We start from the raw sequence: 14835 nt of genomic DNA, 5'->3' as shown, positions 1-14835 counted from the left end.
GGCGGAGAAAAAATCAGGGGTGTTGCGGTGCGTTCAGAGCTGCAGGAAAACGGTGCCGTTCTCGACCTTGGCGGCGAAGCTGCGGGTGCACCCGACGTCGGGCGCCTCCACGTTGCCGTCCTCGAGCCGGACCTTCCAGCTATGCAGGGGGCAGGTCACGCTGCGCCCATGCACGATGCCTTGCGACAGCGGACCGCCCTTGTGTGGGCACTTGTCGTGTATCGCAAAGACATCGTTGTCGCTCGTGCGGAACACGGCGATGTCGCCATGGGGGGTGCCGGTGACGACCCGCGAGCCCAGCATCGGGATCTCGTCGAGGGCACACAGGCGTTTCCATTCGGTTTGCACTTCAGTCATTGTGGTTTCCATGTCCGGGCCTCAGGGCAGCAGGGGGCTCGTCGAGCCGCAGATGTCGTAGTCGTTGTCGGGGCATTGGGTCGAACCGACGCCCCAGTCATCCCATTCGCTCATCTTTCTCGCCCTCATACCGACAAGGGTTCGAATGCGCGACGAAGCTCCGGCTTCTGCGCGTGCTCTTTCCACGGATCCTCGTAGTCCTGCAGCGCGAACAGCAGCCGCTCGTAGAGCGCCTTGCGGTTGGCAGCGTCGTCGAGTACCAGCTTCTTGACGTGATCCAGACCGACGCGATCGACGTAATGCACCGTGCGCTCGAGGTAGTAGCCTTCCTCGCGGTAGAGCTGCAGGAAGGCCCCGGAAATTTCCATCACCTCTTCTTCGGTCTTGGCCTTGGTGAAGAACTGGGCGACATCGGTCTTGATGCCGCCATTGCCGGCGACATGGATCTCGTAGCCGGAATCCACGCCGATGATGCCCACGTCCTTGATGCCGGCCTCGGCACAGTTGCGCGGGCAGCCGGAAACGGCCAGCTTGACCTTGTGCGGGCTGTACATGCCGAACAGCATCTTCTCGAGCTTGACGCCGAGGCTCATCGACAGCTGGGTGCCAAAGCGGCAGTGCTCGGCGCCGACGCAGGTCTTCACCGTACGGATCGACTTGCCGTAAGCGTGGCCGGATACCATTCCGGCTTCGCCGAGGTCGTGCCAGATCAGCGGCAGGTCTTCCTTCTTGACGCCGAGCAGGTCGATGCGCTGACCGCCCGTAACCTTCACCGTCGGCACCTTGTATTTCTCGGCCGCGTCGGCGATTGCCCTGAGTTCGTTCGGCGTGGTCAGGCCGCCCCACATGCGCGGCACCACCGAGTAGGTGCCATCCTTCTGGATGTTGGCGTGGGCGCGTTCGTTGATGAAGCGGCTCTGCGCGTCGTCGGTGGCCTCGTGCGGCCAGGTCGAGATGCAGTAGTAATTCAGTGCCGGGCGGCAGGAGGCGCAGCCGTTGGGGGTCTGCCATTCGAGGAAATCGATGGCCTGCTGGACCGACAGGAGCTTGTTGTCGCGGATGGCCTTGCGCACCTCGCCGTGCGAGCGGTCGGTACAGCCGCATACTGGCTTGTTGTGCGAGTCGGCCGGCTGGTAGGCGCCGCCAATGGTGGAGGCGAGGATCTGCTCGACAAGACCGGTGCAGGAGCCGCAGGAGCTGGAAGCCTTGGTGTGCTTGCGCACGTCCTCGAGGGTAAAGAGTCCCTGTTCCTGGATGGTCTTGACGATGGTGCCCTTGCACACGCCGTTGCAGCCGCACACTTCGGCACTGTCGGGCATCGAGGACGCCAGGTTGTTGCCCTTGTGGCCGGTGTCGCCGAGGTGGCTGTTGCCGAACAGCAGGTGATCGCGGATCTCGGAGACATCCTGGCCGTCCTTGAGCATCTGGAAATACCAGGCGCCGTCCTTGGTGTCACCGTACATCACCGCGCCGACGAGCTTGTCGTTTTTGAGCACCACGCGCTTGTAGACGCCCGCACCCGGATCGTTCAGCACGATGTCCTCGGTGCCTTCGCCACCCGAGAAGTCGCCCGCGGAGAACACGTCGATGCCGGTGACCTTTAGCTTGGTCGAGGTTACCGAGCCCTTGTAGCTGCCGATGCCGTACATCGCGAGATGGTTGGCGCAGACCTTGGCCTGTTCGAACAGCGGCGCGACCAGGCCGTAGGCGATGCCGCGATGGTTGGCGCATTCGCCAACCGCGTAGATCCGCGGATCGTAGGTCTGCATCGTGTCATTGACCGAGATGCCGCGGTCGCAGTGGATACCAGCGGATTCAGCCAGCGTGGTGTTGGGGCGGATGCCCGCGGCCATCACCACCAGATCGGCCGGAATCTGCTCGCCGTCCTTGAATTTCACCGCCGCGACACGGCCCGATTCGCCGGCGATCAGTTCTGCGGTGAATTTGGGCAGCAGGAACTTGAGGCCCTTCTTTTCGAGCGATTTCTGCAACATGTCGGCAGCCGGTTTGTCCAGCTGGCGCTCCATGATCCAGTCGCCGATATGCACCACGGTGACGTCCATTCCACGCAGGGCGAGGCCGTTGGCCGCCTCGAGGCCCAGCAGGCCGGCGCCGACGACCACCGCGTGCTTGTGCTTGGCCGCCGCGTCGATCATCTCGTCGGTGTCGGCTACGTCGCGGTAGGCGATCACGCCCGGCAGATCCTTGCCCGGTACCGGCAGGATGAAGGGGTTGGAACCGGTGGCGAGCAGCAGGCGGTCATATTCCCGTTCGCTGCCGTCGGCGGCGAAGACCTTGCGGCCCTTGCGGTCGATCTTGACGATCTTGTTGTTCAGCACCAGCTCGATGTTGTTATCGGCGTACCACTGATGATCGTTGAGGATGATGTCCTGCAGCGTCATCTCGCCGGCCAGGACCGGAGAGAGCAGGATACGGTTGTAGTTGGGGTGGGGTTCTGCACCGAATACGGTGATCTCGTACATATCGGGTGCAATCTTCAGCAGCTCTTCGAGGGTGCGGACCCCCGCCATGCCATTGCCGACCATCACCAGTTTCAGTTTGCGCATGTCAATTCCCTCGCAACAATGCCTGTGCAGATGCACTGGGCAGAAGATGGTTACTTCGCTGCAGGGATCTACCGAGATCCGGTGATGCAGACCCTCGTTGGTCTTCATCTGGCTGCCGATGCGAACACGTATCGTTAGCGAGCCTTCGCTTGTTGCCGCTCACGGCAGGGCGGGGCTACTGGTTATCCTCCAAGCAAACGTTGTGCCAGTGTTTCCGATCGGCTGCATTGCGAACAACGGCAAGGGATTCGCTTCCGCTGGCAGGCTTGATTCAGCCAAGTTCTCGTGAAAACTGCACCATGGCGGTGCGGCACTGCACCATCGTGCAGCCGTATCCGTAACCCGAAGCCCGGTGAAGGGTTGTCCCGCCAGTGGATCAGGCTCGCGTCTGTAGGCCCGGCTCGCTTCCGGCTGAGGCTCCATCGTCTTTCGCGGGCCGCTTCCACCAAGGCCAGTGCGCGCGAATCAATCGATGTGCGCCGTCCGATCCGGTGCGCTAAATTCTGAAGAATCGGCTGTTTCCCCTTTCGCGGCGCGACCAATTTGAATGTCATGCCAAGAAGGGGAATGTCCCAATTTGTTGTCATCCCGGTATTTTTTGCCTTTATAGTGTGGCTCGCGGCCCCAGCCCTTTGCCTGCCGTCGGGCCCCGGAATTGCATTCCGGGAGGGCGCAAGCGCGATCGAGGCCGCTTGTCACCGGGCCCGGTCCCCTCGGGAGGTGGGCTGTATGTCGTGCAACTGATCGAGGAGGTATCGCATGGGAGCGAAATCGTGCCGGTTATGGCTTCTGGGCCTGATGTGTGGTCTGTTCGCGTTGTCGGCGCAGGCCAGGGACGCTGATTGCCGAAGTGGCTTGAGGCCGGAGATATCCTTCATCAGCTTTCTCTCGTTGAATATCGCGGTTCAGCCGCCGGAGCCGCTGGAGATCAAAGGCAAACTGAGCTTGCCCTTGCGCTTCGATTTCAGAAAGCGTTGTTTCGTCGTCGGCAGTGCGTTGCCGGCGGTGCTTGTCCTGCATGGCTCGGCGGGGGTGGATTCGCGCGGGGATTTCTATGCCCGGGCGCTCAATGCGGCCGGCATCGCCACTCTTGAGATCGACATGTGGGAGGCGCGCCATGTGAGCGGTCCCGATAACCGCCCCGCAGCCCCCATTTTCACTTACCCCGATGTCTTCGCTGCGCTGGCGTTCCTGAGTGCCCATCCGAACATCGCGCCCCAACGCATCGGCGTGCTAGGGTTTTCATGGGGCGGTGTCGTGAGTCTCGAGGCCGCGGAAACGCTCTACGCCGGCATGTTCGGTCACGACAGTTCCGGCAACCCGCTTCGGTTTGCAGCACATGTGGCGAACTACCCGGTGTGCTGGGGCGCCAACATGGATTTTTCGCAATACGGCTTCCCGCCACCGGCGCAGTTCGGCTCCCAACTGCTCCACCTCACCGGCGCTCCGATGCTGGTCCAGATCGGCAGCGAGGACGATTACGACAACGGCAGTGCCCACTGCCGCGCACTTGTCGATGAACTCAACGCCACCAACAACGGTGTAGTGCAATTGGCCGAGTATCCCGGTGCATACCACGCCTGGGACCGCCTCATGGTCCCGATCTCGATCAAGGACCCGTTTGGTGACGAGGGCAGCATATTCCGTACCGGCGTTGCGCCGAGCGTCGAGATCGTGCCCGATGTCGATCAGGCGTATGCCTCGCGCCTGCGCGTGGTGGCCTTCTTCCGCCAGAAGCTCTGAAGCCGGACGTGAAAGATTCGGGGCACGCCATGCGGGGTCGGGAGAAGCGTTCGCGTTGACCTGCAACCGCAGGTTTCGTCACCAGTGGTGCGCAGGCGCTCGCTTGCTCGGAGCGCGCCGTCTGCCGCGATCGGGTAGCAGCTTTCCTGAAACGGACTAGGCTGGAGTATGCGTCCTCTTCGCCCTGGCGTGCCGGGCGGGAAGACGTCGTTCGCGCACACCTGAGGGAAGAGGCCCTCGCCCCTTGCGGCGGCGACCAGTACCCGACGGCGCCGCATTTCTTCGCCTGCTACCGCCGGCCGTCTCCGGCTGGCGGCACTGGCGCGCGTGGCCGCGGAGGTTCCATCATGAACCGGAAATTGGTGTCAGACACATGGCAGCGCGGCAATCCCTACGAACTGTATGTCGGACGCTGGAGCCGCGTGGTCGCGCCGGTGTTTCTCGACTGGTTGCAGATTCCCGGCGGCAAGCGATGGCTAGACCTGGGCTGCGGTACGGGGGCGCTGTGCGCGGCGATCGACCGGCATTGCGCACCCGCCGCCCTGTTCGGCGTGGAGCCTTCGGCCGGCTTCCTCGAAACCGCGGCCGCCGATCTTGCTGGCCGCGCGGATCTGCGGCAGGGCAGTGCGGTGGCGATTCCGCTGGACGATGAGGCAGTCGATGTGGTGGTTTCGGGGCTGGTCCTGAATTTCGTCGAGGACCTGCCTGCTGCGCTTTCCGAAATGGCGAGGGTGACGGCCGATGGCGGCCTGGTTGCCGCCTACGTGTGGGATTACGCGGGCAGGATGGAGTTCATGCGCCATTTCTGGGACGCCGCGGTCGACCTCGATCCGCAGGCTGCGCGGCTCGACGAAGGGCTGCGCTTTCCGGGCTGCCGGCCCGAGGCGCTGGTGGCGAGTTTTTCCGGCGGCATGTTCGGGGCGGCCGAATCGACGGCGATCGACATCACGACGCGGTTCGATGGGTTCGATGACTTCTGGCTCCCATTCCTCGGCGGGCAGGGGCCCGCGCCGTCCTACGTGATGTCGCTCGAAGAGCCCGTGAGGCTGCGCCTGCGGGAGCACTTGCGCGCCCGTCTGCCACATCAGGCGGATGGCTCGATTTCCATGATTGCCCGTGCGTGGGCGGTGCGCGCGCGCGTTGCAAGGCATTCGCCGGGCACGGCATGAGCGCTTCGGTCGGGCACGAGGCTCTGCGGAGCCTCACATGCGGGTCAGCAGAAACAGTCCGGCGAGAATCAGTGCCGCGCTCGAAACCCTGGTAACCAGGCGCTCGCCGGGAAAGACCTTCTCGACGAAGACGAAGGCGGCGATGAGCGCCACCCACAGCAGGTTCATCACGCCGGTGACGAACAGCAGCAGCATCAGCACCCAGCAACAGCCTACGCAATATGCGCCGTGCTCGAGACCCATGCGGAAGGCACCGGCGGGGCCCAGGCGCCAGTGGGTGAGAAAGAATTGCAACGGGTTGCGACACTTGCCGAGGCAGGCGTGCTTCAGCGGCGTGAGTTGATAAATGCCGGCCGCGATCAGTGCCAGCACGCCGAGGCCGGCGCTTGCCGTCGCCATCGCTGGTGTAAGCAGGGCCGCGTACTCGAGCGCGGCCTGCAGCAACGTGGCGGCGACGCTGAACAGCGTCCACATCGACAGGTAGCCGGCCGCGAAGGTCCAGGGGCCAGGGAGAATACGGCCGTGCGCCCCGTTCTTGCGAACCAGGCTGCCATAGGCGAGGATCGCCGGCGTCGCGCTCGGGAGCATCATGCCGGCCATCATCACGGTCCACATCACGAAGGTGAGCAGCAGTGCCCCGGGGCTCTGCATACGAGGCATGGCATCCATCGCCATCGTCCCGTGATCCATTGTCGCGGCGCTGGTCCACAGGTACAGCCAACTCACTGCCACGATGGCGGTGATGCCGCCAAGGGCCAGTTTCCTGTCCAGCCGAAGCAGGGCGTCCATGCGGCCGCCCGCTTTGCCCGTGGTGTTCAGCCGGTCCACGCGAATGGTGCGAAGTGGCCGTTGCGCTGGCCGCTGCGGTCGCGCCATTCGATGCCGAACACCTTGAACATGCTGCGCGTGGCTTTTGCCAGGCCGAGACGGCTATTGACCGGGTGCATCGCGTTGTCGAGACAGACGGGCTCGCCCGGCTTCACCGCGCTGGGAATGCCGGCGCAAGCCTGATCGACGAGCTCGCCGGCCTTGACCGCGAAGTCCAGTCCGTTCGCCTCGAAGCTGATCGGCCGACGCTCGATGCCCGCGATGCGCCCTACCAGGGGTGCCAGATTTGCCATCGGACCCCCCGCAGCGCCGGTGGCGATTGCTCCGATTGCTTCGACCTGCGCATCGCTGGCACGTTCGTCAACGATCAGGCCGACGGTCATGTCGCCATCCGCCATTGCCCCGGGCGCGTGCAGCATCACGATGAACGAGAGCCCGTCGAGGCTGACCCCGTCCTTCTGCCCCTTGTCGATCCGCATCGCGACGGCCGCCTTGCAGTCGCCTTCGGTCGGTCGTGCGGCAAGATTGGACGAGATGCAGGGGCACAAGAAGGTGCAGTTGCACGTCTCCATGTACTGGCCTTCGATTTGCCATGTAGCCATGGTTTCCTCCTTTGCGGAGCGTTGATGCCGCAGGGGGGACCGTCGCAGACCAGGTATCTCTGCCGCGGTCATGTCCCGGACAGCGGATCCGCTGAAGCCCCGTCAATGTGCCGGGGCGCTGTTCCCTCGAGTGAGGGGCCGGTCGTGGATGAACGGCGGAAGAACTGCGGGCCGTCCTTTCTTGAAACTAGTCGGCGGCTGGTGTCGGGTCAAGGTGCCATCTATACGCGTCCGTGCCGGACCATGCCGGGGGTCAGGCCGGTGGCTTCTTACGGCGCCACACCTTGAAGAACGCGCCCACCTTCTGGCGCACGTTTTCGCGCTCGTCCGAAAGCAGATCGAGAAAGTCGGACAATCCCTTCGATTTCATCACCGTGTAGAAGGTCAGCCAGGTCACCGCGATCAGCACGAGGCTGAAATAGAGTATCCGTGCAGGCGTGCCGAGCTGGTCGAGGCCCAGGATGTTCATTCCGAAGTAGCCGGTGACGGTGGTGCCGATCAGGCCGAAGGCGGTGACCACGGTGAGTCGCACGACCGTGTTGGCTTGTCGCCGCAGCGAGTCGGATTCGAGGTACTCGGCCATGTCCTCGATGCGCTCTCGCACTTCGTCGTAGAGTTCCTCGGTGCCGAGAAAGCCTTTCGACATGCGGTAAAGATCCTTGGCCTGGATCTGATCCGAGACGTGATGGAACCAGTAACGGTGGGTAAAGCGCAGGAAGATCTCGCGCATCTGGCGGATCTCCCGCTTGAAGCGCTTGACCGAATCCGGTTGGTCGATCTGCATGCGTTTGAGGGCGTAGCCGAGGCGGTCGGCCATCATCAGCAGGGCGGCCTTGTGCAGATGGGGGATCAGGAACAGCAGGAAGTATTGATGCCGGAACTGTTCGAGCAAACCCCCGCCAGGCGTGTAGAAATAGGCTTGGCGGCCGCTGCCAACCAGCATGAAGGCTTCGCCGCAGTTCATGTAGCGGGCGCCCGGCGGCTTGTCGGGCGGGCCGCCCCAGAAGCGGTCGTAGCAGTAGCGCGCCTCGAAGTCGTCTACCGAAAAGGGCATCGTGCCCGCTTCTCCGGGTGGCGTGACCAGCGCGAGCCTGACGAAGTCCGAGCGGTGGAGCTGGCGCGGATCGTCCTCGCAAGCCAGGTAACCCATCACCGGCATGCGGTGGTATTCGAGCTGTCGGTAGCGCAGCAAACCCTTGTCATTGGAGTGGTGTTGCACCATCGGCCGCAGCAGGAAATCCCAGTGGGCCGCGAGGGTCGGTGCCCTGTACTGGCTGACATGGGCAAGGAATCTGGCCTGTCCCTCGTAGTCGGAGGTCGCCAGCACGGTGCCGTCGGCGCGGAGCCACTCGGTGCGCTTGAGGCAGTGACCGCCGTCGCCGTTGGCTTCCCAGTAGATCGGATAGGCGCGGCCGAGCCTGAACATGGTCTCCTGGGCGCAGGCGAGCGGGACGTCGCTGCCGTGAAGTTCGACGGTCAGGACGACAAGGTCGAGATCGTAGAAAAAGTAGAGGTCGACATGGGCAATGTCGAATTCGCGCGCCGCCATCGCGGGGTCGGGATAGGTGCAGCGCACGCGGGCGATGTCGTTGCGGCGGAATACCCGAATCGGCGATTCCGCCGGATTGGCGCCCCGCGCCTTTCCCTCGCCATACAGGAAGCGCTGGACGTGGGGCAGAAAGGTGACGAACTCGCTGTAATGACGGGGTTGAAAACCGGAGGGATCATCGGTGAACTCGTCGTCCACCTCGCGCCACGGGTTGTCCGGCACGTCCTGTTCCAGGATTTCCCAGTGGTTCTGGATCTGGCTGTCCTCGCGCAGGGGCATGAGTTGCAGCGGCCATAGCAGGATCTGCCGGAAATGCCGCAGTGTGCACTGCGTGTCCCCGTCGACTTTCCCCATGCGCATCTCTCCCGCAAACAAGGTCTGCGCGAGAGTATAGGCCGGGTATGGCCCGGAGGGCAGACCGGCGCCGGCCGCCGCCTCAGGAAGGCTGCCGGAGGTCTTCCGCCCTGCGCTGGCGGCCGGTCAGTGCTGTGCCTGCCCGGCCATGCGTTTCAGTTCGGGGACACAGGAGCCGCAGTTGGTGCCGCATTTGGTGCGTGCCTGCAGGGCCTCGAGGCTTTCGCCACCCTTGAGCGCGGCCATGATCTCGTCTTCGGAGACGTCGAAGCAGTTGCAGATGACCTTGCCGCGCGCGCTCTGCCCGACCGGCGGTTTCGCCAGCGGGGCGAACAGCCATGGGCGCAGTTCGGTGGCGGGCTTGCCGAGTGCCATCATGTCGGCGAGCCATTCCGCCGCCATCGTCTCGCCGGCGAGGCGCACCGCGCTGAGCTTTTCGTCCTCGACCAGCGCGCGTTTGGCGATGTCGCGACGGCTGTCCTGGTAGCTGAGGACACGTGTCGGATCGTCGAGGCCGAAGGCCGCGTCGACCGCGGCGATCGTTTCGGCGGCGATCTGTTCTCCGCGTAGCTTGAGCACCACCACCGGAGTCTCGCGGCCGGCCAGTGTCAGGCTTGCATAAGGGTAGCCGCTGAGCAGCGGGCGCAGCCGGGCCATGGTCCGGACCGCGCTGTCGCGACCCTCCCGGCCGGCTTCGCGGCGGCACATCGCCACCAGCGATGGTTTGAGATCGAATTTCGATACCTGAACCGCGGCGTGCTTGAGCTCGGGCTGTTTCGAGTTGGGGTCGACGGCAGCCGGAGTGAGTCCGTTCACGCCAAGACCGCCCATGCTGTTGCCGCCCCAGTGCATCGGCAGAAAACACTGGCCCGGGCGCACCGTCGTGGTGGCCAGCACCTTGAGCGAGACGGCTCCGCGGCGCGACTTCACCGTGACGAGCTCGCCATCCTGCAGACCGCGCCGGGCGAGGTCGTCCGGGTTCATGTGGAGCAGCGGTTCGGCCTCGTGGCTGTACAGGCGCGGAACGTTACCCGTGCGACTCATGCCGTGCCACTGGTCGCGAAGCCGGCCGGTGATCAGATGCAGCGGGTAGCGGCTGCTCGGTGATTCGAAGGTGACCTTGTGCTCGCACACCACGAAACGCGCGCGGCCGTCTTCGGTCGGATAGATGCCGTCTTCGTACAGGCGCACCTTGCCGCGGGTGGCGCCTTCCGGAAAGGGCCATTGCTGCGGTCCCTCGGCTTCGAGGCGCGTGTAGTCGAGCCCGGTGATGTCGAGATCGCGCCCGCGGGTGGACTCGCGGTGCTCGTTCCACACGGCTTCGGGCGAATCGAAGGCGAACATCCTTCTGGCGAGTTCGCCGCGACCGAGCTTTTCGCCCAGCCTGCGCGCAAAGTCGACCCCGATCTCCCAGTCCGCGCGGGCTTCGCCCGGCGCGGCGGTGGCGGCGATCACACGACTGATGCGCCGCTCCGAATTGGTGACCGTCCCCTCCTTTTCGCCCCAGGTGGATGCCGGCAGCAGGACATCGGCGAAGGCACAGGTCTCGGTGCCGCCGAAGGCTTCCTGGACGACAACGAATTCGGCGCTGCGCAGCGCCTCGTGGACCAGTGCCTGGTCGGGCATTGACTGGGCGGGGTTCGTGCAGGCAATCCACACCGCCTTGATTTCACCCGATTTGAGGCCTCGGAACAGTTCGACCGCACTCTTGCCGGGGGTCTCCGGGACGCTGTCAACGCCCCACAGGGCGGCGACTTCGGCGCGATGCACGGGATTTGCAAGGTCGCGGTGTCCCGACAACAGGTTGGCGAGTCCGCCGACTTCGCGTCCGCCCATTGCGTTGGGCTGACCGGTGAGCGAGAAGGGACCGGCACCGGGTCGGCCGATCTGGGCGGTGGCAAGGTGCAGGTTGATCAGGGCCGCGTTGTTGTAGCTGCCGAAGGAATACTGATTGAGTCCCTGGCAGTACAGCGAGAGCGTCGCTGGTGAGGTGGCGAACCATTCGGCCGCGGTTTCGATGTCCTTCTTGGCGAGGCCGCAGATCGACGCGGCCATGGCGGGCGTGTACTCGCGAACCGTGCGCTTGAGCGCATCGAAGCCGGTGGTGTGGGCATCGATGTAGTCGCGGTCGACCCAGCCCTCCCACAACATCATGTGCAGCATCGCGTTGTAGAGCGCGACGTCGGTGCCGGGCAGCAGGGCCAGGTGCAGGTCGGCGGCCTCGGCGGTGTCGGTGCGGCGCGGGTCGATCACCACCAGCTTCATGTCCGGGTTGGCCTTGCGCGCATCCTCGACGCGACGGAAGGTGATCGGATGGGCGAAGGCGGTGTTGCTGCCGGCGATGAACATGCAGGCGGTGGCGGCGATGTCCTCATAGCTCGAGGGAGGCGAGTCGGCGCCGAGCGTCATCTTGTAACCGCTCACCGCGCTGGACATGCACAGCCGCGAATTGGTATCGATGTTGTTGCTGCCGATGAGACCCTTCATCAGCTTGTTGAAAACGTAGTAGTCCTCGGTGAGCCACTGACCCGCACCGTAGAACGCGACCGCGTCCGGACCGTGACGCGTGATCAACGCGGCGAATCTTTCGGCCGCATGATCGAGCGCCGACGACCAATCCGTGTGCTCGCGCGGGTCGTCGCGGTGAAAGCGGATTTCCGGATGGAGCGCTCGAGCCGCGAGGGTTTCGGGGGCGGCGCTGAAGTGCAGGGTGGCGCCCTTGGTGCACAGGCGGCCGAAATTGGCCGGGTGGTCGGGGTCGCCGCGCACGCCGGTAATGCGCCCGTTCTCGGTCTCGATGAGGACGCCGCAGCCGACGCCGCAGTAGCAGCAGGTTGATCGTGTTTCGGACATGGTTTTCCCTTGATTGCACAAGGGAAGAGCAAGGGGTGTGCCATGCGTCCGAAGCGCGCGTGCTTGCCTTTCACGCGCCGGAGGCTTGCATGTGATGCACCCGGTTGGTGCGTCGCCGCATCGCGATGCCCCCGATTGGCGCGGGCTTGCTCAGCTTCCGAATACCGCTGCAAGATCGGTGGTGGAGCCGTCCTCGCGCAGATTGAGCTGTCCTTCGAGAGCTTCGAGATGTTCCTGCATGATCCGCGCCGCTTCTTCGGCATCACCGGTCTCGAGCGCGTCAATGATCGCACCGTGATCGTTGCAGTCGCAGCGCGTCGTGGTGGCGCGGGTGTCACGGTAGGCAAGGATCACCAAGGGCGTGCGGGTCAGCAATTCCTCGAGGAAACCGGAAAGGACACTGTTGCCCGCCATCTGGGCCAGCACACGATGAAAATCGATCGACAGTTTCAGGCCGGCACGCATCTCGCCCTTCGCATACGCGTTCTGCTCGCGCTCGATCATGCGCCGCAGGCCCTTGATCTGCGTGGCATTGATGCGTGTCCCGAGGATGCCGACGATCGCTCCTTCGATGGCGCGCCTTGCTGCAAAGAGATCGCGGCTTTCGGATACGGAAGGGCTTGCGACCATCGCGCCGCGATTCGGCCGCTGTTCCACCAGCCTGGCGTGGGCGAGCCGGGTGAGCACCTTGCGCAGCAGGCCGCGGGTGACGCCGAACAGCTCCGCCAGCGGTACTTCCTTGAGTTTGGTGCCCGGTGGCAGGCGGTGGTCGAGGATCGCCTGCTGGATGCGCTCGAAGATCTCGTCTTCCTGCCGGATCAAGCGGCCGCGCTTGCTCTGCGCGGCCTCGGCGGGCGCTCCTGCGATTACGTCGTGGGTCGGTTTTGCGGCGCTCATGAACGTGCCTCGTTATTGCCGACAGGGTTGTCGGAGTGTTGACAATATGAATCCTCGAGTCAAGGGAAATTGCTGGGAGGGTTCTGCTGCGTGCGCACAATCGTGGGGCATCTCCTTGTCTTTATGCACCAATATTGGGCTATTTCAGGTGTTTTGTTCAATGCAATATTCGAAAAACCGATAGCGAGTATCTGGATAAAATTGTTGACAATATTTTTTGCGAAAGCCAGATTTAAAAGCGAATTCACCGGGAACCGTGCATTGCGGCGGCCGGATGAAATACGGTCTGGCCGGTCGCGTCGGGCCAGACAACGAGCCAACGGGCCGGCCTTCAGGAACCGGATCGGGGCCACCGAACAGAGGACCAGACATGTTGAACGGCAAGCAGGCTGCGGCCGCAGCGGAACAGATCCGCTTCGTTCTGGACGACGAGGTCGTCACGCTCGTCAACCCGGCACCGACCCGTACGATTCTGCAGTTCCTGCGTGAGGATCTGCGTCGCACCGGAAGCAAGGAAGGCTGTGCCGAGGGCGATTGCGGTGCCTGCACCGTGGTGCTGGGCGAACTGGTTGCCCGCGACGGGACCGAGCGAGTGCAGTTGCGGGCAGTCAATGCCTGCATCCAGTTCCTGCCGACCCTGGACGGCAAGGCGATCTATACCGTCGAGACGCTCAAGCGGCAGGATGGCAGCCTGCATCCGGTCCAGCAGGCACTGGTGGACACCCACGGATCGCAATGCGGTTTCTGCACGCCGGGCTTCGTGATGTCGCTGTTCGCGCTGTTCAAGAACGACGCCGCGCCCGATCGTGCCTGCGTGGCCGATGCGCTGTCCGGCAATCTGTGCCGTTGCACCGGCTACCGTCCGATCTTCGAGGCTGCCGACCGCATGTATCAGTGCGGCGACCAGCGCGACTGGCTGAACAGGCCGGGCACGCTTGCCGCGAACACCGTCGATGCGGATGAGCAGGCCCTCATCTCGCAGCTGAAGGCCTTGCGGCGCGAGACCGACCTGCGCGTCGAAACCGGGGATGCGCGCTATTTCGCACCCTCTTCGCTGGCAGAGTTTGCGACGCTGCGCGAGCAGATGCCGGATGCGCGGATCCTGGCCGGCGGCACCGACGTCGGCCTGTGGGTCACCAAGCAGCATCGCGAACTGCCGGTACTGCTTTACATCGGCAATGTCGCCGAGCTGAAAGGCATCGACCGGAGTGACACGCATTTCGAGATTGGCGCCGCGGCCTCGCTGACCGATGCCTTTGCGGCGCTCAATGGCGCGTACCCTGAACTGGCCGAGTTGTGGCGGCGCTTCGCCTCGATGCCGGTGCGCAACGCCGGCACGCTTGGCGGCAATATCGCCAACGGCTCGCCGATCGGCGATTCGATGCCAGTGCTGATCTGCCTTGGTACGAGCGTGGTGCTGCGCAAGGGCGCGCTCACCCGCGAGCTTGCGCTCGAGGATCTCTACCTCGATTACCAGAAGAATGCGATGCAGCCGGGCGAATTCATCGAGCGTATCCGGGTGCCGCGTAGCCGCCCGGGTTGGGTGGTGCGCAGCTACAAGATCGCGAAACGCTTCGATCAGGACATTTCCGCGGTGTGCGCCGCCTTCGCGCTGCACCTCGATGCCGGTGCGGTGGCCGAGGCGCGCATTGCCTACGGCGGCATGGCGGCAACACCGAGGCGTGCTGCTGCGGCCGAGGCGGCACTCGCGGGCCAGCCCTGGCAGGAGCCGGCGGCGCGTGCCGCGATGGCCGCGCTCGACGCCGATTACACGCCGCTCTCCGACATGCGTGCATCGAGCGGCTACCGCATGCAGGTCGCGAAGAATGCGCTCTATCGCCTGTGGCTCGAGACCCGTCCCGATGCGCCGCTCGCCAGCGCGCAGGTCAACGTGTTCCAACTGGTTTGAGGTGGGC

10 protein-coding genes are annotated in these 14835 nt (G+C 64.2%); 3 read left to right on the top strand and 7 right to left on the bottom strand.

All coding sequences use genetic code 11. The annotated features are described in order from the left end of the window. Positions 1-33: 33 nt before the first annotated feature. Both nirD and nirB read right to left on the bottom strand, forming a co-directional pair. Entirely contained in the window at positions 34-357 is a 324-nt protein-coding gene (gene nirD, locus GQB03_RS00625) for a nitrite reductase small subunit NirD (protein WP_159682775.1), read from the bottom strand. A gap of 125 nt (positions 358-482) precedes the next feature. Then, complete coding sequence (gene nirB / locus GQB03_RS00620; RefSeq protein WP_159682772.1) at positions 483-2924, bottom strand: nitrite reductase large subunit NirB; 2442 nt, start codon at positions 2922-2924, stop codon at positions 483-485. 759 nt (positions 2925-3683) lie between these two features. On the opposite strand from nirB, the gene GQB03_RS00615 reads away from it, so the two are divergent. After that, entirely contained in the window at positions 3684-4667 is a 984-nt protein-coding gene (locus tag GQB03_RS00615; RefSeq protein ID WP_159682770.1) for a dienelactone hydrolase family protein, read from the top strand. Positions 4668-5014: 347 nt separating this feature from the next. Next, positions 5015-5836, top strand: coding sequence for a class I SAM-dependent methyltransferase (locus tag GQB03_RS00610; RefSeq protein WP_159682768.1), 822 nt, complete (start codon positions 5015-5017; stop codon positions 5834-5836). Positions 5837-5869: 33 nt separating this feature from the next. On the opposite strand, the gene GQB03_RS00605 is transcribed toward GQB03_RS00610, so the two are convergent. The 5 genes from GQB03_RS00605 to GQB03_RS00585 all read right to left on the bottom strand — a co-directional run bounded on the left by GQB03_RS00605 (position 5870) and on the right by GQB03_RS00585 (position 12919). Further along, entirely contained in the window at positions 5870-6625 is a 756-nt protein-coding gene (locus GQB03_RS00605; protein WP_200832056.1) for a DUF2182 domain-containing protein, read from the bottom strand. A 26-nt stretch (positions 6626-6651) separates the two neighbouring features. After that, positions 6652-7266 carry a DUF1326 domain-containing protein gene (locus GQB03_RS00600; protein WP_159682764.1) on the bottom strand — a complete coding sequence of 205 codons (615 nt, stop codon included), beginning with the start codon at positions 7264-7266 and terminating at the stop codon, positions 6652-6654. Between the two features lie 253 nt (positions 7267-7519). Continuing rightward, the gene (locus GQB03_RS00595; RefSeq protein ID WP_159682762.1) at positions 7520-9169 is read right to left on the bottom strand and encodes a CorA family divalent cation transporter; all 1650 of its coding nucleotides are present in this window, start codon (positions 9167-9169) and stop codon (positions 7520-7522) included. Between the two features lie 126 nt (positions 9170-9295). Next, on the bottom strand, positions 9296-12022 hold the full coding sequence (locus tag GQB03_RS00590; RefSeq protein WP_159682760.1) for a nitrate reductase: 2727 nt from the start codon (positions 12020-12022) through the stop codon (positions 9296-9298). Positions 12023-12172: 150 nt separating this feature from the next. Then, positions 12173-12919, bottom strand: coding sequence for a GntR family transcriptional regulator (locus GQB03_RS00585; RefSeq protein ID WP_159682758.1), 747 nt, complete (start codon positions 12917-12919; stop codon positions 12173-12175). Between the two features lie 370 nt (positions 12920-13289). On the opposite strand from GQB03_RS00585, the gene xdhA reads away from it, so the two are divergent. Further along, positions 13290-14828 (top strand): xanthine dehydrogenase small subunit, encoded by a 1539-nt coding sequence (gene xdhA, locus GQB03_RS00580; RefSeq protein WP_159682756.1) that lies wholly within the window; start codon positions 13290-13292, stop codon positions 14826-14828. Positions 14829-14835: the final 7 nt, after the last annotated feature.

Origin of the sequence: Cognatazoarcus halotolerans (assembly GCF_009800965.1) — a bacterium.
In the GTDB taxonomy this organism is placed as follows: domain Bacteria; phylum Pseudomonadota; class Gammaproteobacteria; order Burkholderiales; family Rhodocyclaceae; genus Cognatazoarcus; species Cognatazoarcus halotolerans.
This window is presented reverse-complemented; position numbering and strand designations above follow the sequence as displayed.

What these genes read in the sequence shown, in the direction of transcription:
- nirD (WP_159682775.1), bottom strand. Translation starts at nt 357, where the DNA reads ATGACTGAAGTGCAAACCGAATGGAAACGCCTGTGTGCCCTCGACGAG.
- nirB (WP_159682772.1), bottom strand. Translation starts at nt 2,924, where the DNA reads ATGCGCAAACTGAAACTGGTGATGGTCGGCAATGGCATGGCGGGGGTC.
- GQB03_RS00615 (WP_159682770.1), top strand. Translation starts at nt 3,684, where the DNA reads ATGGGAGCGAAATCGTGCCGGTTATGGCTTCTGGGCCTGATGTGTGGT.
- GQB03_RS00610 (WP_159682768.1), top strand. Translation starts at nt 5,015, where the DNA reads ATGAACCGGAAATTGGTGTCAGACACATGGCAGCGCGGCAATCCCTAC.
- GQB03_RS00605 (WP_200832056.1), bottom strand. Translation starts at nt 6,625, where the DNA reads ATGGACGCCCTGCTTCGGCTGGACAGGAAACTGGCCCTTGGCGGCATC.
- GQB03_RS00600 (WP_159682764.1), bottom strand. Translation starts at nt 7,266, where the DNA reads ATGGCTACATGGCAAATCGAAGGCCAGTACATGGAGACGTGCAACTGC.
- GQB03_RS00595 (WP_159682762.1), bottom strand. Translation starts at nt 9,169, where the DNA reads ATGGGGAAAGTCGACGGGGACACGCAGTGCACACTGCGGCATTTCCGG.
- GQB03_RS00590 (WP_159682760.1), bottom strand. Translation starts at nt 12,022, where the DNA reads ATGTCCGAAACACGATCAACCTGCTGCTACTGCGGCGTCGGCTGCGGC.
- GQB03_RS00585 (WP_159682758.1), bottom strand. Translation starts at nt 12,919, where the DNA reads ATGAGCGCCGCAAAACCGACCCACGACGTAATCGCAGGAGCGCCCGCC.
- xdhA (WP_159682756.1), top strand. Translation starts at nt 13,290, where the DNA reads ATGTTGAACGGCAAGCAGGCTGCGGCCGCAGCGGAACAGATCCGCTTC.